The sequence below is a fragment of the Pseudomonas sp. LAIL14HWK12:I1 genome (genome assembly GCF_003202095.1).
GTDB lineage: Bacteria > Pseudomonadota > Gammaproteobacteria > Pseudomonadales > Pseudomonadaceae > Aquipseudomonas > Aquipseudomonas monteilii.
On record NZ_QJKG01000002.1, the window covers coordinates 90,619 to 107,287 of the forward strand.

General features: G+C 62.2%; 15 protein-coding genes and 1 pseudogene. 9 read left to right on the top strand and 7 right to left on the bottom strand.

Translation table 11 applies throughout. The features are described from left to right. Window positions 1-214: 214 nt before the first annotated feature. The 3 genes and pseudogenes from D906_RS26745 to dprA all read right to left on the bottom strand — a co-directional run. A pseudogene (locus D906_RS26745) lies at window positions 215-496 on the bottom strand (hypothetical protein); the annotation flags it as partial. 78 nt (window positions 497-574) lie between these two features. Continuing rightward, the gene (locus D906_RS05340; RefSeq protein WP_016712799.1) at window positions 575-1,132 is read right to left on the bottom strand and encodes an L-threonylcarbamoyladenylate synthase; all 558 of its coding nucleotides are present in this window, start codon (window positions 1,130-1,132) and stop codon (window positions 575-577) included. A gap of 42 nt (window positions 1,133-1,174) precedes the next feature. Continuing rightward, window positions 1,175-2,206 (bottom strand): DNA-processing protein DprA, encoded by a 1,032-nt coding sequence (gene dprA, locus D906_RS05345; RefSeq protein ID WP_371262224.1) that lies wholly within the window; start codon window positions 2,204-2,206, stop codon window positions 1,175-1,177. 281 nt (window positions 2,207-2,487) lie between these two features. Here dprA and def point away from each other — a divergent pair, with 281 nt between their 5' ends. From def to D906_RS05370, 5 genes are read left to right on the top strand one after another with little or no spacing between them, the layout of a single operon-like run. Beyond that, a complete protein-coding gene (def, locus tag D906_RS05350) occupies window positions 2,488-2,994 on the top strand; it encodes a peptide deformylase (RefSeq protein WP_016712797.1) in 507 nt (168 codons plus the stop codon). Window positions 2,995-3,054: 60 nt separating this feature from the next. After that, window positions 3,055-3,987, top strand: a complete 933-nt coding sequence (fmt, locus tag D906_RS05355; RefSeq protein ID WP_027614795.1) for a methionyl-tRNA formyltransferase — start codon at window positions 3,055-3,057, stop codon at window positions 3,985-3,987. Further along, entirely contained in the window at window positions 3,984-5,294 is a 1,311-nt protein-coding gene (rsmB, locus tag D906_RS05360) for a 16S rRNA (cytosine(967)-C(5))-methyltransferase RsmB (RefSeq protein ID WP_019099401.1), read from the top strand. The genes fmt and rsmB overlap by 4 nt, the downstream gene beginning before the upstream one ends. Before the next feature lie 23 nt (window positions 5,295-5,317). After that, window positions 5,318-6,691 carry a Trk system potassium transporter TrkA gene (gene trkA / locus D906_RS05365; protein ID WP_016712794.1) on the top strand — a complete coding sequence of 458 codons (1,374 nt, stop codon included), beginning with the start codon at window positions 5,318-5,320 and terminating at the stop codon, window positions 6,689-6,691. Window positions 6,692-6,702: 11 nt separating this feature from the next. Then, window positions 6,703-7,011, top strand: coding sequence for a tetratricopeptide repeat protein (locus D906_RS05370; protein ID WP_019099402.1), 309 nt, complete (start codon window positions 6,703-6,705; stop codon window positions 7,009-7,011). A gap of 120 nt (window positions 7,012-7,131) precedes the next feature. On the opposite strand, the gene D906_RS05375 is transcribed toward D906_RS05370, so the two are convergent. Both D906_RS05375 and D906_RS05380 read right to left on the bottom strand, forming a co-directional pair. Beyond that, window positions 7,132-8,019: a lysophospholipid acyltransferase gene (locus tag D906_RS05375; protein ID WP_016712792.1), complete on the bottom strand. Its 888-nt coding sequence runs from the start codon at window positions 8,017-8,019 to the stop codon at window positions 7,132-7,134. A gap of 41 nt (window positions 8,020-8,060) precedes the next feature. Continuing rightward, the gene (locus D906_RS05380; RefSeq protein ID WP_016712791.1) at window positions 8,061-8,612 is read right to left on the bottom strand and encodes a DNA-3-methyladenine glycosylase I; all 552 of its coding nucleotides are present in this window, start codon (window positions 8,610-8,612) and stop codon (window positions 8,061-8,063) included. 83 nt (window positions 8,613-8,695) lie between these two features. Here D906_RS05380 and glyQ point away from each other — a divergent pair, with 83 nt between their 5' ends. Genes glyQ through D906_RS05400 form a run of 4 tightly spaced genes read left to right on the top strand, consistent with a single transcriptional unit; the run spans window position 8,696 to window position 13,054 of the window. Next, window positions 8,696-9,643, top strand: a complete 948-nt coding sequence (gene glyQ / locus D906_RS05385; RefSeq protein ID WP_003253126.1) for a glycine--tRNA ligase subunit alpha — start codon at window positions 8,696-8,698, stop codon at window positions 9,641-9,643. Beyond that, on the top strand, window positions 9,640-11,691 hold the full coding sequence (glyS, locus tag D906_RS05390) for a glycine--tRNA ligase subunit beta (RefSeq protein ID WP_019099403.1): 2,052 nt from the start codon (window positions 9,640-9,642) through the stop codon (window positions 11,689-11,691). The genes glyQ and glyS overlap by 4 nt, the downstream gene beginning before the upstream one ends. 3 nt (window positions 11,692-11,694) lie before the next feature. Next, complete coding sequence (gene gmhB, locus D906_RS05395; protein WP_016712789.1) at window positions 11,695-12,222, top strand: D-glycero-beta-D-manno-heptose 1,7-bisphosphate 7-phosphatase; 528 nt, start codon at window positions 11,695-11,697, stop codon at window positions 12,220-12,222. A 46-nt stretch (window positions 12,223-12,268) separates the two neighbouring features. After that, window positions 12,269-13,054, top strand: coding sequence for a 1-acyl-sn-glycerol-3-phosphate acyltransferase (locus D906_RS05400; RefSeq protein WP_027609961.1), 786 nt, complete (start codon window positions 12,269-12,271; stop codon window positions 13,052-13,054). Between the two features lie 177 nt (window positions 13,055-13,231). On the opposite strand, the gene D906_RS05405 is transcribed toward D906_RS05400, so the two are convergent. Next, window positions 13,232-14,851, bottom strand: coding sequence for an MFS transporter (locus D906_RS05405; protein WP_027614796.1), 1,620 nt, complete (start codon window positions 14,849-14,851; stop codon window positions 13,232-13,234). A 96-nt stretch (window positions 14,852-14,947) separates the two neighbouring features. Beyond that, the gene (locus tag D906_RS05410) at window positions 14,948-16,594 is read right to left on the bottom strand and encodes a GMC family oxidoreductase (protein WP_025754221.1); all 1,647 of its coding nucleotides are present in this window, start codon (window positions 16,592-16,594) and stop codon (window positions 14,948-14,950) included. Between the last annotated feature and the right edge of the window lie 75 nt (window positions 16,595-16,669).

Genomic DNA, 16,669 nt, shown 5'->3' on the forward strand with positions numbered 1-16,669 from the left:
GCTAGGCTTGGTGGCTTCCGATAGTTAATTTGGCAGATACCAACTCAAACATTGTACAAGCCTAGGTACAAACCTCAACATCCCATGGTCGGGAACCTTGAGAATGCAAAGCATAAATTGGATGTCTTCTGGTGGGCAGGTGATTGCTGCCGGCAGCGCTTGTAGGAAATTGCTGTGAAACCAGGCCTACCTGCTCCCACAGCAATGCATTGAATTAAGGGACCCCGCCGTTTTGGGGTGAACAGCTTGTCGGTGGTGGGGTCGACTCGATGCCATCGAGTATCGCCTCAATCACCCCCTCCGCCATTTCAATCGCATGCAGGTTCGACCAGAACATGCCACGGCCTTCTTCGCGCATGTAGTCCAGGGCTTTGTAGCCGGTTTCGTAGGCGCTGCGCAGGTACAGGGCTACATGGACCAGAGCGTCCTCGGCGGAAATGTTCGGGTTGACGGTGAAGAGCGGGTCATGGCCGGCAAGCCAGCTCCCACACCGACCGCACCGGTTTCAAGCCATCTGCAGTACCTGTAGGAGCTGGCTTGCCTGCGATCGAGGGCGAAGGCCTCGCCAGCGGTATCAGCCCGGGCGAACGACTTCGCCGGTTGCCAGGTTGCGAATCACACTCGGGTTCTTCCGCCCGCCCAGCGCCCCACCGAGCACCAGGTCCAACTGGCCGTGGAAGTACTGCTCCACCCGCAACCGGGTCTTCGCCGCCGGGCGCCCGCCGGGGTTGCACGAGGTGGAAATCAATGGCCCCACCAACGCACACAACTCACGCACCACCGGGTGGTCGCTGACCCGCAGCGCCACGGTGTCATGCTGCCCGGTCACCCATTCAGGCAACAGGTCCTGATGGGGCACCAACCAGGTGTTCGGTCCCGGCCAGGTGCTGCCCATGCGGTCGATCCAGTCTTCGGGGAAGTCCTCGAACAGGAAATCGAACTGGCGGATGTTGTCGGCGATCAGAATCAGCCCTTTATCCACAGGCCGCGATTTCAGCGCCAGCAGGCGATACACCGCGTCCTCGTTCCACGGGTCGCAGCCCAGGCCCCAGACCGCTTCCGTCGGGTAGGCGATCACTGCGCCCGCCCGTACCTCACGTGCGGCTTGTTGCACACGAAAACTGCTCACCATTGCTGTCTCTCCGCCTATATACCTTGCTTGTGTGCAGTGTACTTAGCCCGCACGGGCAAACCAACGCCCGGCTTCATTGCTGACCCGGCCTTCCAGCTCCAGCTCGGTCAGTTGCGCCAGCACTTCGGCCAGCGGCAGCTCGCTGCAATGCGCCAGGCTTTCGCTGGTTTGCGGTGCGGCATGCAGCAGGGCAAGCAGGGGATGGTCGAATTTGTCCACAACGGCGGGCGGCAGGTTTTGCCAGCCCTGCAAGCTTTCGAGGATCTGATCCACGCTTTCCACCAGCAGCGCGCCATCGCGGATCAACTGGTGGCAGCCCTTCGAACCCGGGTGGTGAATGGAGCCCGGAATCGCATACACCTCGCGGCCTTGCTCAGCCGCCAGGCGGGCGGTGATCAGCGAACCACTGGCCAGGCTGGCTTCGACCACCAGCACGCCCAGCGACAGCCCACTGATGATGCGATTGCGCCGTGGGAAGTTGCCGGGCAATGGCCCGGCATTCAGCGGGTACTCGGAAACCAGTGCGCCGCCATGGTCGATCATCGCCTGTGCAAGCTCCAGGTGCCGCTGTGGATAAAGTTTTTGCAACCCCGTGCCAAGCACGCCAATCGTCCCCCCACCAGCCTGCAACGCAGCCCGATGAGCGGCACCATCGATACCCACAGCCAAGCCGCTGGTGATAGTAAAACCGGCCTGCACCAGGTAGCGGGAAAATGCCGCAGCGGTGTCGAGCGCCGGTGGTGTGGCACGCCTGCTGCCCACAATAGCCAGCTGTGGACGTTCGAGCAACGCAGGTTCGCCAGCCACGAAAAGCAGCGGTGGCGCATCGTCGATTTCCGCCAGCAATGCAGGGTAATCGGGGCCGTCCCACATCAGTAAATGCTGGCCAGGTCGCTCTAGCCAGGCCATTGCGGCCATTGCGGCCAGTGCGCCATCGCGCACTTCGGCACTGCGCCGCGCGTCAATGGTGATCTGTGGGATGCCCAATGCACGCCAGGCCGAACCCGGTGCACTGAGTGCAGAGGAGGCACTGCCAAAGGCATCGAACAATGTGCGAAAACGTCGCAGTCCCATCCCGTTCAGGCAGTGCAGGCGTAATCATGCATCCAGTTCGGCAGGCGAACAGAGCGACGAATGGTGAATTGGCATAGGGATCATCCTTGATCGAAACAGGGCCATTTACGTGGCACAACTTGTGGATAACTCTGTGAGTAACACTTTGAAAAGCTGTCCATTGATTGAAGGCTATCAAGCCCATAAACACCCTAGACGAGCTTGCCAGGTGCCGAAATCCTCGTTTCCCTTTATTATGTGTGCTCAGTTTTCAACCGAACGCACAGTGACTGCCTGACCTTATGGCCATCTTGAACATTCTCGAATTCCCGGACCCGCGCCTGCGCACCATCGCCAAGCCGGTGACGGTGTTCGACGACGCCCTGCGTCAGCTGATCGACGACATGTTTGAAACCATGTACGAAGCCCCTGGCATCGGCCTGGCCGCCACCCAGGTGAACGTGCACCTGCAGGTCGTGGTCATGGACCTCAGCGAAGACCGCAGCGAGCCGCGCGTCTTCATCAACCCGACGGTCGAAGAGCTGACCCATGACATGGGCCAGTATCAGGAAGGCTGCCTGTCGGTACCGGGCTTCTACGAGAACGTCGACCGCCCGCTGCGCGTACGGGTCAAGGCCCAGGACCGGGACGGCAAGCCGTACGAGCTGGAATGCGAAGGCCTGCTGGCGGTGTGCGTGCAGCACGAATTCGATCACCTCAACGGCAAGCTGTTCGTTGACTACCTGTCGCAGCTCAAGCGCGACCGGATCAAGAAGAAGCTGGAAAAGCAGCACCGCCAGCAAGCCTGATCCCCACCTTCCAGAAGGCTTGCTCCGGCAAGCCTTTTTCTTTTTTGAAGCGAGAACTCCATGCGCATCGTCTTTGCAGGCACTCCAGAGTTTGCCGCCGAACACCTCAAGGCCTTGCTCGACAGCCCCTACGAGATCGTGGCCGTCTACACCCAGCCCGACCGCCCGGCCGGCCGCGGCCAGAAGCTGATGCCGAGCGCGGTCAAGCAACTGGCTGTGGCCCATGACATCCCGGTGTTCCAGCCGCCGACCCTGCGCAACGCCGAAGCCCAGGCCGAACTGGCCGCGCTGAAGCCGGACCTGATGGTGGTGGTCGCCTATGGCCTGATCCTGCCGCAGGTGGTGCTGGATATCCCCCGCCTGGGCTGCATCAACAGCCATGCCTCCCTGCTGCCACGCTGGCGCGGTGCCGCACCGATCCAGCGCGCCGTGGAAGCCGGCGACGCCGAGAGCGGTGTGACCGTGATGCGTATGGAAGCAGGCCTGGACACCGGCCCGATGCTGCTCAAGGTAGCCACCCCGATCAGCGCCGAAGACACCGGCGGCAGCCTGCACGACCGCTTGGCCGAGATGGGCCCGCCAGCAGTCGTCCAGGCCATTGCCGGCCTGGCCGAAGGTTCGCTGCAAGGCGAAGTTCAGAACGACGCCCTGGCCACCTACGCGCACAAGCTGAACAAGGACGAAGCACGCATCGACTGGAGCCGCCCGGCCGTCGAGCTGGAACGCCTGATCCGTGCCTTCAACCCGTGGCCGGTTTGCCACAGCTCCCTCGATGGCGAAAGCGTGAAAGTGCTGACCGCCAACTTGTCCACAGCGACAGGCACCCCCGGCGAGATCCTCTCCGCCACCAAGGACGGCCTGGTGGTCGCCTGCGGTGACCAGGCCCTGAGCCTGACCCGCCTGCAACTGCCCGGCGGCAAGCCGCTGAACTTCAGCGACCTGTTCAACAGCCGTCGCGAGAAATTCGCCAGCGGCAAGGTGCTGGGCCAATGAACCCACGCCTCGCCGCCGCCCGTGCCCTTGCCGCTGTACTTAGCGGCAAGGCTTCGCTGAACAGCTCGCTGCCGGCGCAGCTGGACAAGGTCGACGAGCGCGACCGTGGCCTGACCCAGGACCTGGCGTTCGGCACCGCACGCTGGCAGCCTCGCCTCGACCTGTTGGCCGCGCAACTGCTGCAAAAGCCGTTCAAGGCCGCCGATGCCGATGTGCAGGCGCTGCTGCTGGTCGGCCTGTATCAGTTGTTCTACACCCGTATTCCCGCCCACGCCGCCATCGGCGAAACCGTCGGCTGTGCCGACAAGCTGAAGAAACCGTGGGCCAAAGGGCTGCTCAATGCCGTACTGCGCCGCGCCCAGCGCGAAGGCGAGGAGCTGTTGGCAAGCATGGAGCGCGACCCGGTGGTACGCACCGCCCACCCGCGCTGGCTGCAGAAATCGCTGAAAGCGTTCTGGCCGGAGCAGTGGGAAGCCATCTGCGCCGCCAATAACGCCCACCCACCGATGATTTTGCGAGTAAACCGCCGTCATCACAGCCGCGATGCCTATTTGGCCCTGCTGGCCGAAGCTGGCGTGGCCGCCAGTGCCTGCCAGTTCAGCCGTGACGGCATCGTGCTGGCCGAAGCCTGCGACGTACGCGCCCTGCCAGGCTTTGCTGAAGGCTGGGTGAGCGTGCAGGACGAAGCCGCGCAACTGTCTGCCGATCTGCTTGAACTGGCCCCCGGCCAACGCGTGCTGGACGCCTGCTGTGCACCCGGAGGCAAAACCTGCCACCTGCTCGAAGCCGAATCTGGCCTGGCCCACGTAGTGGCCATCGACCTTGAAGCCAAGCGTCTGACCCGCGTACGCGAGAACCTCGACCGCCTCAAACTCGACGCCGAGCTGATCGCCTGCGATGCCCGCGACACCGCCAGCTGGTGGGACGGCAAGCCGTTCCAGCGCATCCTGCTCGACGCCCCGTGCTCGGCCACTGGCGTGATCCGCCGCCACCCGGACATCAAGCTGACCCGTCAGGCCGACGACATTCCTGCCCTGGCCTCGCTGCAAGGCGAGCTGCTGGATGCCCTGTGGCCGACCCTGGAAGTGGGCGGCATGCTGCTGTACGCCACCTGCTCCAGCCTGCCGACCGAGAACACCGAAGTGATCGACGCCTTCCTGGCCCGCACCCCGGGCGCCCGTGAGCTGGACCTGGCCACCGAGGCCGGCCTGCGCCAGCCCCACGGTCGTCAGTTGCTGGCCCAGGAAGGCGGCCACGACGGTTTCTACTATGCCAAGCTGATCAAGATCGCCGCCTCGCGCGGATAAGAACAAAAGGTAGGGAGTAGCGGATGAAGATCATCATCCTCGGCGCAGGCCAGGTAGGCGGTACGCTGGCAGAGCACCTGGCCAGCGAAGCCAACGACATCACCGTGGTCGACACCGATGGCGACCGCCTGCGCGACCTGGGCGACCGCCTGGACATCCGCACCGTGCAAGGCCGCGGCTCGCTGCCGACGGTGCTGCGCCAGGCAGGCGCTGACGACGCCGACATGCTGGTAGCGGTGACCAACAGCGATGAAACCAACATGGTCGCCTGCCAGGTAGCCTATTCGCTGTTCCACACCCCGACCAAGATCGCCCGGGTACGCGAGTCGGCCTACCTCACCCGCGAAGAGCTGTTCGACAACGACCATATCCCGGTCGACGTGCTGATCAGCCCCGAGCAGGTGGTGACCAACTACATCAAGCGCCTGATCGAACACCCGGGCTCGCTGCAGGTGATCGATTTCGCCGAAGGCAAGGCCCAGTTGGTGGCGGTAAAGGCTTACTACGGTGGCCCGCTGGTCGGCCAGCAACTGCGCCAGATTCGTGCGCACATGCCCAACGTCGATACCCGCGTGGCGGCCATCTTCCGCCGCGACCGGCCGATCACCCCACGGGGCGACACGGTAATCGAAGCTGACGACGAAGTGTTCTTCATTGCCGCGAAGAAGGACATTCGCGCCGTGATGGGCGAGCTACGCCGCATCGACGAAACCAACAAGCGCATTGTCATCGCCGGGGGCGGACAGATCGGCGAACGCTTGGCCGAGGCCATCGAAAGCCGCTACCAGGTGAAGATCATCGAGATGAGCCCGGCCCGTTGCCGGCACCTCTCCGATACCCTGGAAAGCACTGTGGTGCTGCAGGGCAGCGCGTCGGACAAGGACCTGATGCTCGAAGAGAACATCGCCGACGCCGATATTTTCCTGGCCCTGACCAACGACGACGAAGCCAACATCATGTCGTCGCTGCTGGCCAAGCGCCTGGGCGCGGGCAAAGTGATGACCATCATCAACAACCCGGCCTATGTCGACCTGGTGCAGGGCGGCGATATCGACATCGCCATCAGCCCGCAGTTGGCCACCATCGGCACCCTGCTGGCGCACGTGCGCCGTGGCGACATTGTCAGTGTGCACTCGCTGCGCCGTGGCGCGGCCGAGGCCATCGAAGCAGTGGCGCACGGGGATTCGAAGTCGAGCAAGGTGGTGGGCAAGGCGATCGAGGATATTGCCCTGCCGCCGGGCACCACCATTGGCGCGATCATTCGTGACGAAGAGGTGATGATTGCCCACGACGACACCATGATCGAGTCGGGTGACCATGTGATCCTGTTCGTTGTGGATAAAAAGCATATTCGGGATGTGGAAAAGCTGTTCCACGTCGGCTTGAGTTTCTTCTAGGAGAAGAGGGCATGCGCGAATCGCTGGAGAAGATGCTGGCCAAGGGTGTGGATAACCCGCTGCTGAGGTTTGGCTTGGGCAAGGCCTGGCTGGATGAAGGCAACGGCGCTGAAGCGGCGGAGCACCTAGCCCGGTGTGTTGAGCAGGATCCGAAGTACTCCGCAGCCTGGAAGCTGCTGGGCAAGGCGTATCAGTTGCAGGGTGACCTGGCGGCGGCGCGCAAAGCCTGGGAGGAGGGGATCGAGGCAGCTCTGGCCCATGGGGACAAGCAGGCCGAGAAAGAGATGACCGTGTTTCTGAAGAAGCTCAACAAAGTCTGAAATTGCCGGGGCGGCTTTGCAGCCCATCGCAGCGGTTCGTCGCCACGACAAGCCAGCTCCCACAGGGACCGAGTGGGAGCTGGCTTGCCTGCAAATGGGGCGCGAAGCGCCCCCAAAATCTCAGTACCAGCGCGGCTCGCCCGCCGGGCGCTTCTTGAAGCGCTTCATGCTCCACATGTACTGGCTCGGGTACTCGCGCACATAGCGCTCGACCACCTTGCTCATCGCCGCCGCCGACTCGGTCACGTCGGTGCTATACATCGCCTCCGGCGCCGCCTCCAGGAACACCTTGAAGCCCGAGCCATCCGGTAGCCGCAGCGCATGCAGGAACACCCCCACCGCCTTGCCACCGGCCAGCATGTTCGGCACGAACTTGCTGGTCAGCGCCTGGGTACCGAGAAACGGCACGAACACGCCCGCCGATTCCGCTGGCTCCGGGTCGGCAGGGATGCCTACCTGGCCACCTCGGCGCACTTCCTTGATCACGCTGAGAATGCCTTCCTTGGTGGAAGGCGCCACCCGGTTGCCCATCTGCACGCGCTGCTCGCGCAGCAGGTCATCCACTGCCTTGAGCTTGGGTGGGCGGTAAAAGATGATCGGTTTGCACTGGTTGCAGTAGAAGTGGTTCAAAACCTCCCAGTTGCCCAGGTGGCTGGTAATGCCCACCACACCCTTTCCCGAAGCCAGGGCCTGTTCCAGCACTTCCAGGCCGTGCACTTCCTTGACCAGCTCCAGCGAGCGCTGCGGCGGCCAGATCCAGGCACAGGCACTTTCGACAAAGGACTTACCAATATCCCGTAGTGCCTGGCCAACCAGTTGCTCACGGGCAACCGGGTCCATCTCCGGGAAACACTTGGCCAGGTTGATGCGCACCACGTTGCGCGAACTGTTGGGGATCTTCCACATCAGCCAGCCAATACCCGCGCCGACGCGCTGCACAGCGCCCCAGGGCAGCTTGGCAAACAGGCGCAGCACCCCGACCATCAGGGCGCCCTTGAACTTTTCCACAGGCGAATTCCTTATTTCAGCAAGGCGCGCATTGTAACCCCTCAACGCAACAAGGCGGCGTAGCGATCGCAATCGGTGGTGTGGTCCATGACCATGCCGGTGGCCTGCATGAAGGCGTAGCAGATGGTCGGGCCGACGAAAGTGAAGCCGGCTTTCTGCAGGGCCTTGCTCATGGCCTTGGCTTCATCGGTGACCGCCGGCACATCGCTACGGCCCGCGAAATGGTTGACCTTCGGCTCCCCGCCAACGAACGACCATAACCACTCGGCAGGGTTATCCACAGCCAGCCAGGCCTGCGCGTTGCGCCGGGCGGCCTTGAGTTTGAGCCGGTTGCGGATGATGCCGGCATCCTGCATCAGTTCTTCGATGCGTTCGTCGCTCATGGCGGCCAACTGCACAGGGTCGAAGCCGTACATCACCTCGCGATAACGCTCGCGTTTGCGCAAAACAGTGATCCACGAAAGCCCCGCCTGGAACCCTTCAAGCAAAAGCATCTCGAAGAGCAACGCCGGGTCGCGCTGTGGCGTTCCCCATTCCTGGTCATGATAGGCCTGGTACAACGGATCGTCGGTACACCAAAAGCAGCGTGGCATAAGGCTCCAATGAGTAGAGGGCGAGGCGAATCAGGTTATACTCCCGCTCTTTACATCCGCATCCCCAGATACAGGTGAATTTCGTGAGCCAGCCTACGCCAGCCGTGCGTACCTTCCAAGACCTGATCCTCGCCCTGCAAAACTACTGGGCAGCTCAAGGTTGTGTGGTGCTTCAGCCCTACGATATGGAAGTAGGCGCCGGCACTTTCCACACCGCAACATTCCTGCGCGCCGTGGGTCCAGAAACCTGGAACGCCGCCTACGTGCAGCCCAGCCGTCGCCCTGCCGACGGGCGGTATGGCGAGAACCCCAACCGCCTGCAGCACTACTATCAGTTCCAGGTGGTGCTCAAGCCAAACCCGGCCAACTTCCAGGAGCTGTACCTCGGCTCGCTGAAAGCCATCGGCCTGGACCCGCTGGTGCACGACATCCGCTTCGTCGAAGACAACTGGGAATCGCCAACCCTCGGCGCCTGGGGCCTGGGCTGGGAAATCTGGCTGAACGGCATGGAAGTCACCCAGTTCACCTACTTCCAGCAGGTAGGCGGCATCGAGTGCTACCCGGTCACCGGTGAAATCACCTATGGCCTGGAGCGCCTGGCCATGTACATCCAGGGCGTCGACTCGGTGTACGACCTGGTGTGGGCCGACGGCCCGTTCGGCAAGGTCACCTATGGCGACGTGTTCCACCAGAACGAAGTGGAGCAGTCGACCTACAACTTCGAACACGCCAACGTCGACAAGCTGTTCGAACTGTTCGACTTCTACGAAAGCGAAGCCAACCGCCTGATCAAGCTGGAGCTGCCGCTGCCGACCTACGAAATGGTCCTGAAGGCCTCGCACACCTTCAACCTGCTGGACGCCCGCCGCGCCATCTCGGTAACCGAGCGCCAGCGTTACATCCTGCGTGTACGTACCCTGGCCCGGGACGTGGCGCAAAGCTATCTGCAAGCCCGCGCACGCCTGGGCTTCCCGATGGCCACCCCTGAACTGCGTGACGAAGTGTTGGCTAAGCTGGAGGCTGCACAATGAGTGCTCAAGATTTCCTGGTAGAACTGGGCACCGAAGAGCTGCCACCGAAAGCCCTCGCCAGCCTCGGCGAAGCCTTCCTGGCCGGTATCGAGAAGGGCCTGCAGGCTGCTGGCCTGAACTACACCGGCAAGCAGGTTTATGCCGCACCGCGTCGCCTGGCCGTGCTGATTCGCCAGCTGGACGTGCAGCAGCCTGACCGCAGCATCAATATCGACGGCCCACCCCTGCAGGCTGCTTTCAAAGACGGCGAGCCGACCCAGGCTGCCCTGGGCTTCGCCAAGAAGTGTGGCGTGGAGCTGGCCGAAATCGACCAGAGCGGCCCCAAGCTGCGCTTCTCCCAGCACATCCCGGGCAAGGCGACTGCCGGCCTGCTGCCGACCATCGTCGAAGATTCGCTCAACGACCTGCCCATTCCCAAGCGCATGCGCTGGGCGGCCAGCCGTGAAGAGTTCGTGCGCCCGACCCAATGGCTGGTAATGCTGCTGGGCGACCAGGTGGTCGACTGCACCATCCTGTCGCAGAAGGCCGGCCGTGAATCCCGTGGTCACCGCTTCCACCACCCGGAGAACGTGGTCATCACCACCCCGGCCAACTACGTCGAAGACCTGCGCAAAGCCTACGTGCTGGCCGACTTCGCCGAGCGTCGCGAGCTGATCAGCAAGCGTACCGCCGAGCTGGCCATGCAGCAGGAAGGCACTGCCATCGTGCCACCGGCGCTGCTGGACGAAGTGACTGCCTTGGTCGAGTGGCCAGTGCCGCTGGTGTGCTCGTTCGAGGAGCGCTTCCTCGAAGTGCCGCAGGAAGCCCTGATCACCACCATGCAGGACAACCAGAAGTACTTCTGCCTGCTGGACAGCGAAGGCAAGCTGCTGCCGCGCTTCATCACCGTGGCCAACGTTGAAAGCCGCGACCCGAAGCAGATCGTGCAAGGCAACGAGAAGGTCGTGCGCCCACGCCTGACCGACGCCGAGTTCTTCTTCAAGCAAGACAAGAAGCAGCCGCTGGAAACCTTCAACGAGCGCCTGAAGAACGTGGTGTTCCAGGCCCAGCTGGGCACTGTGTACGACAAGGCCGAGCGCGTTTCCAGGCTGGCTGCCTTCATCGCCCCGCTGATCGGCGGCGACGCCCAGCGTGCTGGCCGTGCCGGCCTGCTGTCCAAGTGCGACCTGGCCACCGAGATGGTTGGCGAGTTCCCTGAAATGCAGGGTGTTGCCGGTTACTACTACGCGCTCAACGACGGTGAGCCGGAAGATGTGGCCCTGGCCCTGAACGAGCAGTACATGCCGCGCGGTGCTGGCGCCGAGCTGCCGCAGACCCTTACCGGGGCTGCTGTGGCCATCGCCGACAAGCTCGATACCCTGGTGGGTATCTTCGGTATCGGCATGCTGCCAACCGGCAGCAAAGACCCGTACGCCCTGCGCCGTGCTGCCTTGGGCGTGCTGCGTATCCTGATCGAGAAGCAGCTGGACCTGAACCTGACCGGTGCGGTCGAGTTCGCGGTCAAGCAGTTCGGTGCCAAGGTCAAGGCTGCCGGCTTGTCGGAGCAGGTGCTTGAATTCATCTTCGACCGCCTGCGTGCACGTTACGAAGACGAAGGTATCGATGTGGCCACCTACCTGTCGGTGCGTGCCCTGCAGCCTGGTTCTGCCCTGGACTTCGACCAGCGCGTACAGGCCGTGCAGGCCTTCCGCAAGCTGCCGGAAGCCGAAGCCCTGGCTGCGGTGAACAAGCGTGTGTCGAACCTGCTGAGCAAAGCCGAAGGCGCCATCGCCGAACAGGTCGAGCCGAAGTACTTCGACAATGCCAACGAGTTCTCCCTGTACTCGGCCATCCAGCAGGCCGACCAGGCCGTGCAACCGATGGCTGCTGCACGCCAGTACAGCGAATCGCTGGCCCGCCTGGCGGCCCTGCGTGACCCGGTCGACGCCTTCTTCGAGGCGGTGATGGTCAACGCCGAAGACGCCAAGGTACGCGCCAACCGTTATGCCCTGCTCAGCCGCCTGCGCGGTCTGTTCCTGGGTGTGGCCGACATTTCGCTGCTGGGGTAAGCCTTGAAACTGCTGATTCTCGACCGTGACGGGGTGATCAACCATGACTCCGACGCCTATATCAAGACGCTGGAAGAGTGGGTACCGATCCCAGGTTCGGTCGAAGCGATCGCGCAGTTGAGCAAGGCGGGCTGGACGGTGGCCGTGGCCACCAACCAGTCCGGTATTGCCCGTGGCTATTACACACTGGCAACCCTCGAGGCGATGCACGCGCGCCTGCGCGCGCTGGTGGCAGAGCAGGGCGGCGAAGTGGGCCATATCGTGTATTGCCCGCACGGGCCGGACGAGGGCTGCGATTGCCGCAAGCCCAAGCCTGGCATGCTGCGGGCCATCGCCGAGCATTATCAGGTCGGCCTTGAGGGCATCTGGTTTGTTGGCGACAGCAAAGGTGACCTGGAGGCCGCCCTGGCCGTCGGTGCACAACCCGTGTTGGTGAAAACCGGCAAGGGCGAGCGGACCCTGGAAAAAGGTGTCCCTGAAACTACACTGATTTTCGACGATCTGGCAGCTATCGCCAGAGAACTAATTTAATCAGTGCGCCTTCGGGCGCACTTTTCTCAGGCGGGCATGCCCCGCAATGGTACAAGCCACTATGTCGATCCTGCAGGCGATCAGAATCTTTCTTTTTTACCTGCTGCTGGGCACCAGTTCGCTGCTGTGGTGCTCGCTGAGCTTTTTCGTCGCGCCGTTCCTGTCGTTCCCCAAGCGCTACAAGTTCATCAACGTATATTGGTGCCGCTGCGCGCTGTTTCTGGTGCGCACCATCCTCGGCATCGACTACAAGATCACCGGCGCCGAGAACGTGCCCAATGAGCCTTGCGTGATCCTGTCGAACCACCAGAGCACCTGGGAAACCTTCTTCCTGTCCCAGTACTTCTCGCCGTTGAGCCAAGTGCTCAAGCGCGAACTGCTGTATGTGCCGTTCTTCGGCTGGGCCATGGCCATGCTGCGACCGATCGCGATCAACCGCGACAACCCCAAGGAAGCCCTACGCCAAGTGGCGAGCAAGGGTGACGAACTGCTCAAGCAGAAGACCTGGGTGCTGATTTTCCCCGAAGGCACCCGCGTGCCCTTCGGCACTGTGGGCAAGTTTTCCCGTGGCGGTACCGCTCTGGCGGTAAATGCCGGGCTGCCGGTACTGCCGATTGCCCACAACGCGGGCAAGTTCTGGCCAAAGACGGGTTGGGGCAAACGCTCCGGCACCATCGAGGTGGTCATTGGCGAACCCATGTACGCCAATGGCAGCGGGCCACGTGCCATTGCAGAGCTCAACGACCGCGCCGCAGCGTGGAACGAGGCGACTCAGCGGGCCATGGGTTCGCTGCCACCAGCAGCGGAAAAACCCCAGGAACAGACAGTTTGATGTTCTGTGGATAACTTGTGAGCAGTTTTTCGATCAGATGCTTCAAGTGATCTCTAAGTAGTTGAATTATCTGTTTATTTCTACGTATGACATTTTTCTTAAAATCGTGCATAAGTTTTTTCGGGGCATAAAAAAACCGGCTTTTACAGCCGGTTTTTTTATGGCGTGGGGACAGCATCACACCTTGTCGATATCCACATCCTTGGTTTCTTTCAGGCAGAAAATCCCCACCACCAGGCTCACCCCTGTCACCAGAATCGGGTACCACAGCCCGTAGAAAATATCCCCGGTGTACACCACCAACGCGAACGAGACCGTCGGTAGGAAGCCGCCGAACCAGCCGTTGCCAATGTGGTAGGGCAGTGACATCGAGGTGTAGCGGATACGGGTCGGGAACAGTTCGACCATCACCGCCGCCAAGGGGCCGTAGGTCATGGTCGCGATCAGGATCATCGCCACGATCAGCACCACCACCAACACCTGGTTGACCTGCGCCGGGTCGGCCTTGGCCGGGTAACCCGCCTGTTCCACTGCCGAGCGCATGGCCGCTTCATCGAAGCCATTGATGGCCTTGTCGCCAATATTCACCACTACATCACTGCCCGCCACGCTCACCGATTTGTACGGCAAGCCCTGCTTGACCAGGAACGTCTTGACCTTGTCGCACGGGCTGTCGAAACGCGCCTTGCCCACCGGGTCGAACTGGAAGGTGCAGCCTTTAGGGTCGGCGGTTACCACGATCGGCGCCTGTCGGCTGGCGGCATCAATCTGCGGGTTGGCGTAATGGCTCAGCGCCTTGAACAGCGGGAAGTACAGCACGGTGGCCAGCAGCAGGCCGAGCATCAGGATCGGCTTGCGGCCGATACGGTCGGACAACCAGCCGAAGAACACGAAGAACGGCGCACCGATCACCACACTGATGATCAGCAGGGTGTTGGCCTGGGCCGGATCCATCTTCAGCATCTGGGTCATGAAGAACAGCACGTAGAACTGTGCCGTGTAGAAGGTCACGGCTTGCCCGGCGTTGATGCTGAACAGGGCGGTAAGTACCACCTTCAGGTTTGGCCAGGAGGTGAACGACTCACGGATCGGCGATTTGCTGATCTTGCCTTGGGCCTTCATTTTCACGAACGCCGGCGATTCGTGCATGCTCATACGAATCCAGGTCGAGATGGCCAGCAGCACGATCGACAGCAGGAACGGCAGGCGCCAGCCCCAGGTTTCGAACTGGTCGCCGCTGATGTAGCGGCTGCCCAGCACCACCAGCAGCGAAAGCAGCAGCCCAAGGGTGGCGGTGGACTGGATGAAACCGGTGTGGAAGCCACGCTTGCCGGGCGGTGCGTGCTCCGCCACATAAGTGGCAGCACCGCCGTACTCACCGCCCAGCGCCAGCCCCTGCAACATCCGCAGAATCACCAGGATGATCGGTGCTGCGATGCCGATGCTGGCATAGGTGGGCAACAGCCCCACCGCGAAGGTGGACAGGCCCATCAGCACGATGGTGACCAGGAAGGTGTACTTGCGCCCGATCATATCGCCCAGGCGGCCGAACACCAGCGCCCCGAATGGCCGCACCAGGAAGCCGGCAGCAAAGGCCATGAGGGCGAAGATAAAGGCGGTGGTGTCGTTCACCCCAGCGAAGAACTGCTTGCTGATGACCGCTGCCAACGCGCCATAGAGAAAAAAGTCATACCACTCGAAAACCGTCCCGAGGGATGACGCGAAAATGATCTTGCGTTCTTCACGGCGGCTGGAGCTGCTGGCCGCCGCACCCTGCTCTTGGATGTAATCCGACATCGTTGCTGTCCTCGGCCCGCAGGCCACAGTGATTATTCTTGTTGTTCCACTGTCGGCAGCCTCTGACCGCAAGCCGCCGGTACTGCACGCACCCGGTCAGGGCGTCGGTAAGGCGTCTTCATTCAGATAGGTTTGGGTCGCAGCTCCTTTGAGAATCAGTTGCGCCGCCTTTTCGGCGATCATGAGGGTGGGTGAGCAGGTATTGCCGGAAGTGATCTGCGGCATGATGGAAGCATCCGCTACGCGCAGGCCGGGAATGCCGTGTACGCGCAGCTGGTTATCCACAACATCCAGTGCGCCGGAGCCCATGCGGCAGGTACCGACCGGGTGGAAGATGGTGGTGCCGATTTTGCCAGCGGCCTCGAACAGCTCTTCCTCGGTTTGCAGGCCCGGGCCCGGCAGGTATTCCTTGGGCTCGAACGCCGCGAGGGCAGGGGCCTGGACGATACGCCGGGTAAGGCGAATGGCATCGGCAGCGACTCGCAGGTCCTGTGGGTCGCTGAGGTAATTGGGGTCGATCAGCGGCGTGCTGTTCATGTCGGTGCTGCGGATGTCGATACGCCCGCGGCTGGCCGGGCGCAGGTTGCACACCGAAGCGGTGAAAGCCGGAAACTGATGCAACGGCTCACCGAAGCGCTCCAGTGACAGCGGTTGCACATGGTACTGCAGGTTGGCAGTGGCCTGATCCGGGCTTGAACGGACAAATGCACCCAGTTGACTCGGCGCCATGGCCAACGGGCCACTGCGGTCATAGAGGTAGCGCAGGCCCATACCCATCTTGCCCCACAGGCTGTTGGCCATCTGGTTCAAGGTGCGGGTGTTGCGGATCTGGTAGATCAGACGCAGTTGCAGGTGGTCCTGAAGGTTGCCGCCCACCCCCGGCATATCGTGGCGTACACCGATCCCCAGGCCTTCCAGCAGCTGACGCGGGCCGATACCTGAGCGCTGCAAAATGCCAGGTGAACCGACGGCGCCAGCACACAGGATGATCTCGCGGCGCGCCGCAAACTCGTGCCACGCGCCTTGCCAAAACGCTTTCACGGCGCGCGCCCGGGTATTGTTGAGCAGTACCTGGTCAACCTGTACGCCCGTCAGCACGGTGAGGTTGGCGCGGTCCCTGATCGGTCGCAGGAAGGCTTTGGAGGCGTTCCAGCGCACGCCGCTGCGCTGGTTGACCTGAAAGTATCCACAGCCTTGGTTGTCACCGGTGTTGAAGTCATCGACCTTGCCGACGCCGCTTTGCTCAGCGGCATCGCGGAAAGCATCGAGGATCGGCCAGCTGTAGCGCTGGCGTTCGACCCGCCACTCACCTCCACCGCCATGGTGCTCGCTGGCGCCGGCAAAGTGGTTCTCGCTGGCCTTGAACAGCGGCAGTACATCCTTCCACGCCCAGCCGTCATTGCCTTGCTCGGCCCAGCGGTCATAGTCAGCGGCCTGGCCACGCATGTAGATCATGCCGTTGATCGAAGAACAACCACCGAGAACCTTGCCACGCGGGTAGCCCAGGGCGCGACCGCCAAGGCCAGGTTGGGCCTCGGTCTTGAAGCACCAGTCGGTGCGCGGGTTGCCGATGCAATAGAGATAGCCGACGGGAATGTGAATCCAGGGATAGTTGTCGCGACCACCCGCTTCCAGCAGCAGAACGCGGCAGGAAGGTTCGGCGGACAAACGATTGGCCAGCAGGCAACCGGCGGGACCGGCCCCTACGACCACGTAGTCGAAGACAGAATCGGCTGATGGCATGTGCAACCTCGGGCCTGTTTTTTATTCTTGTCCCGATCCATCTTAGTGAGTAATTTCGTGGAGGAAACACGAGAT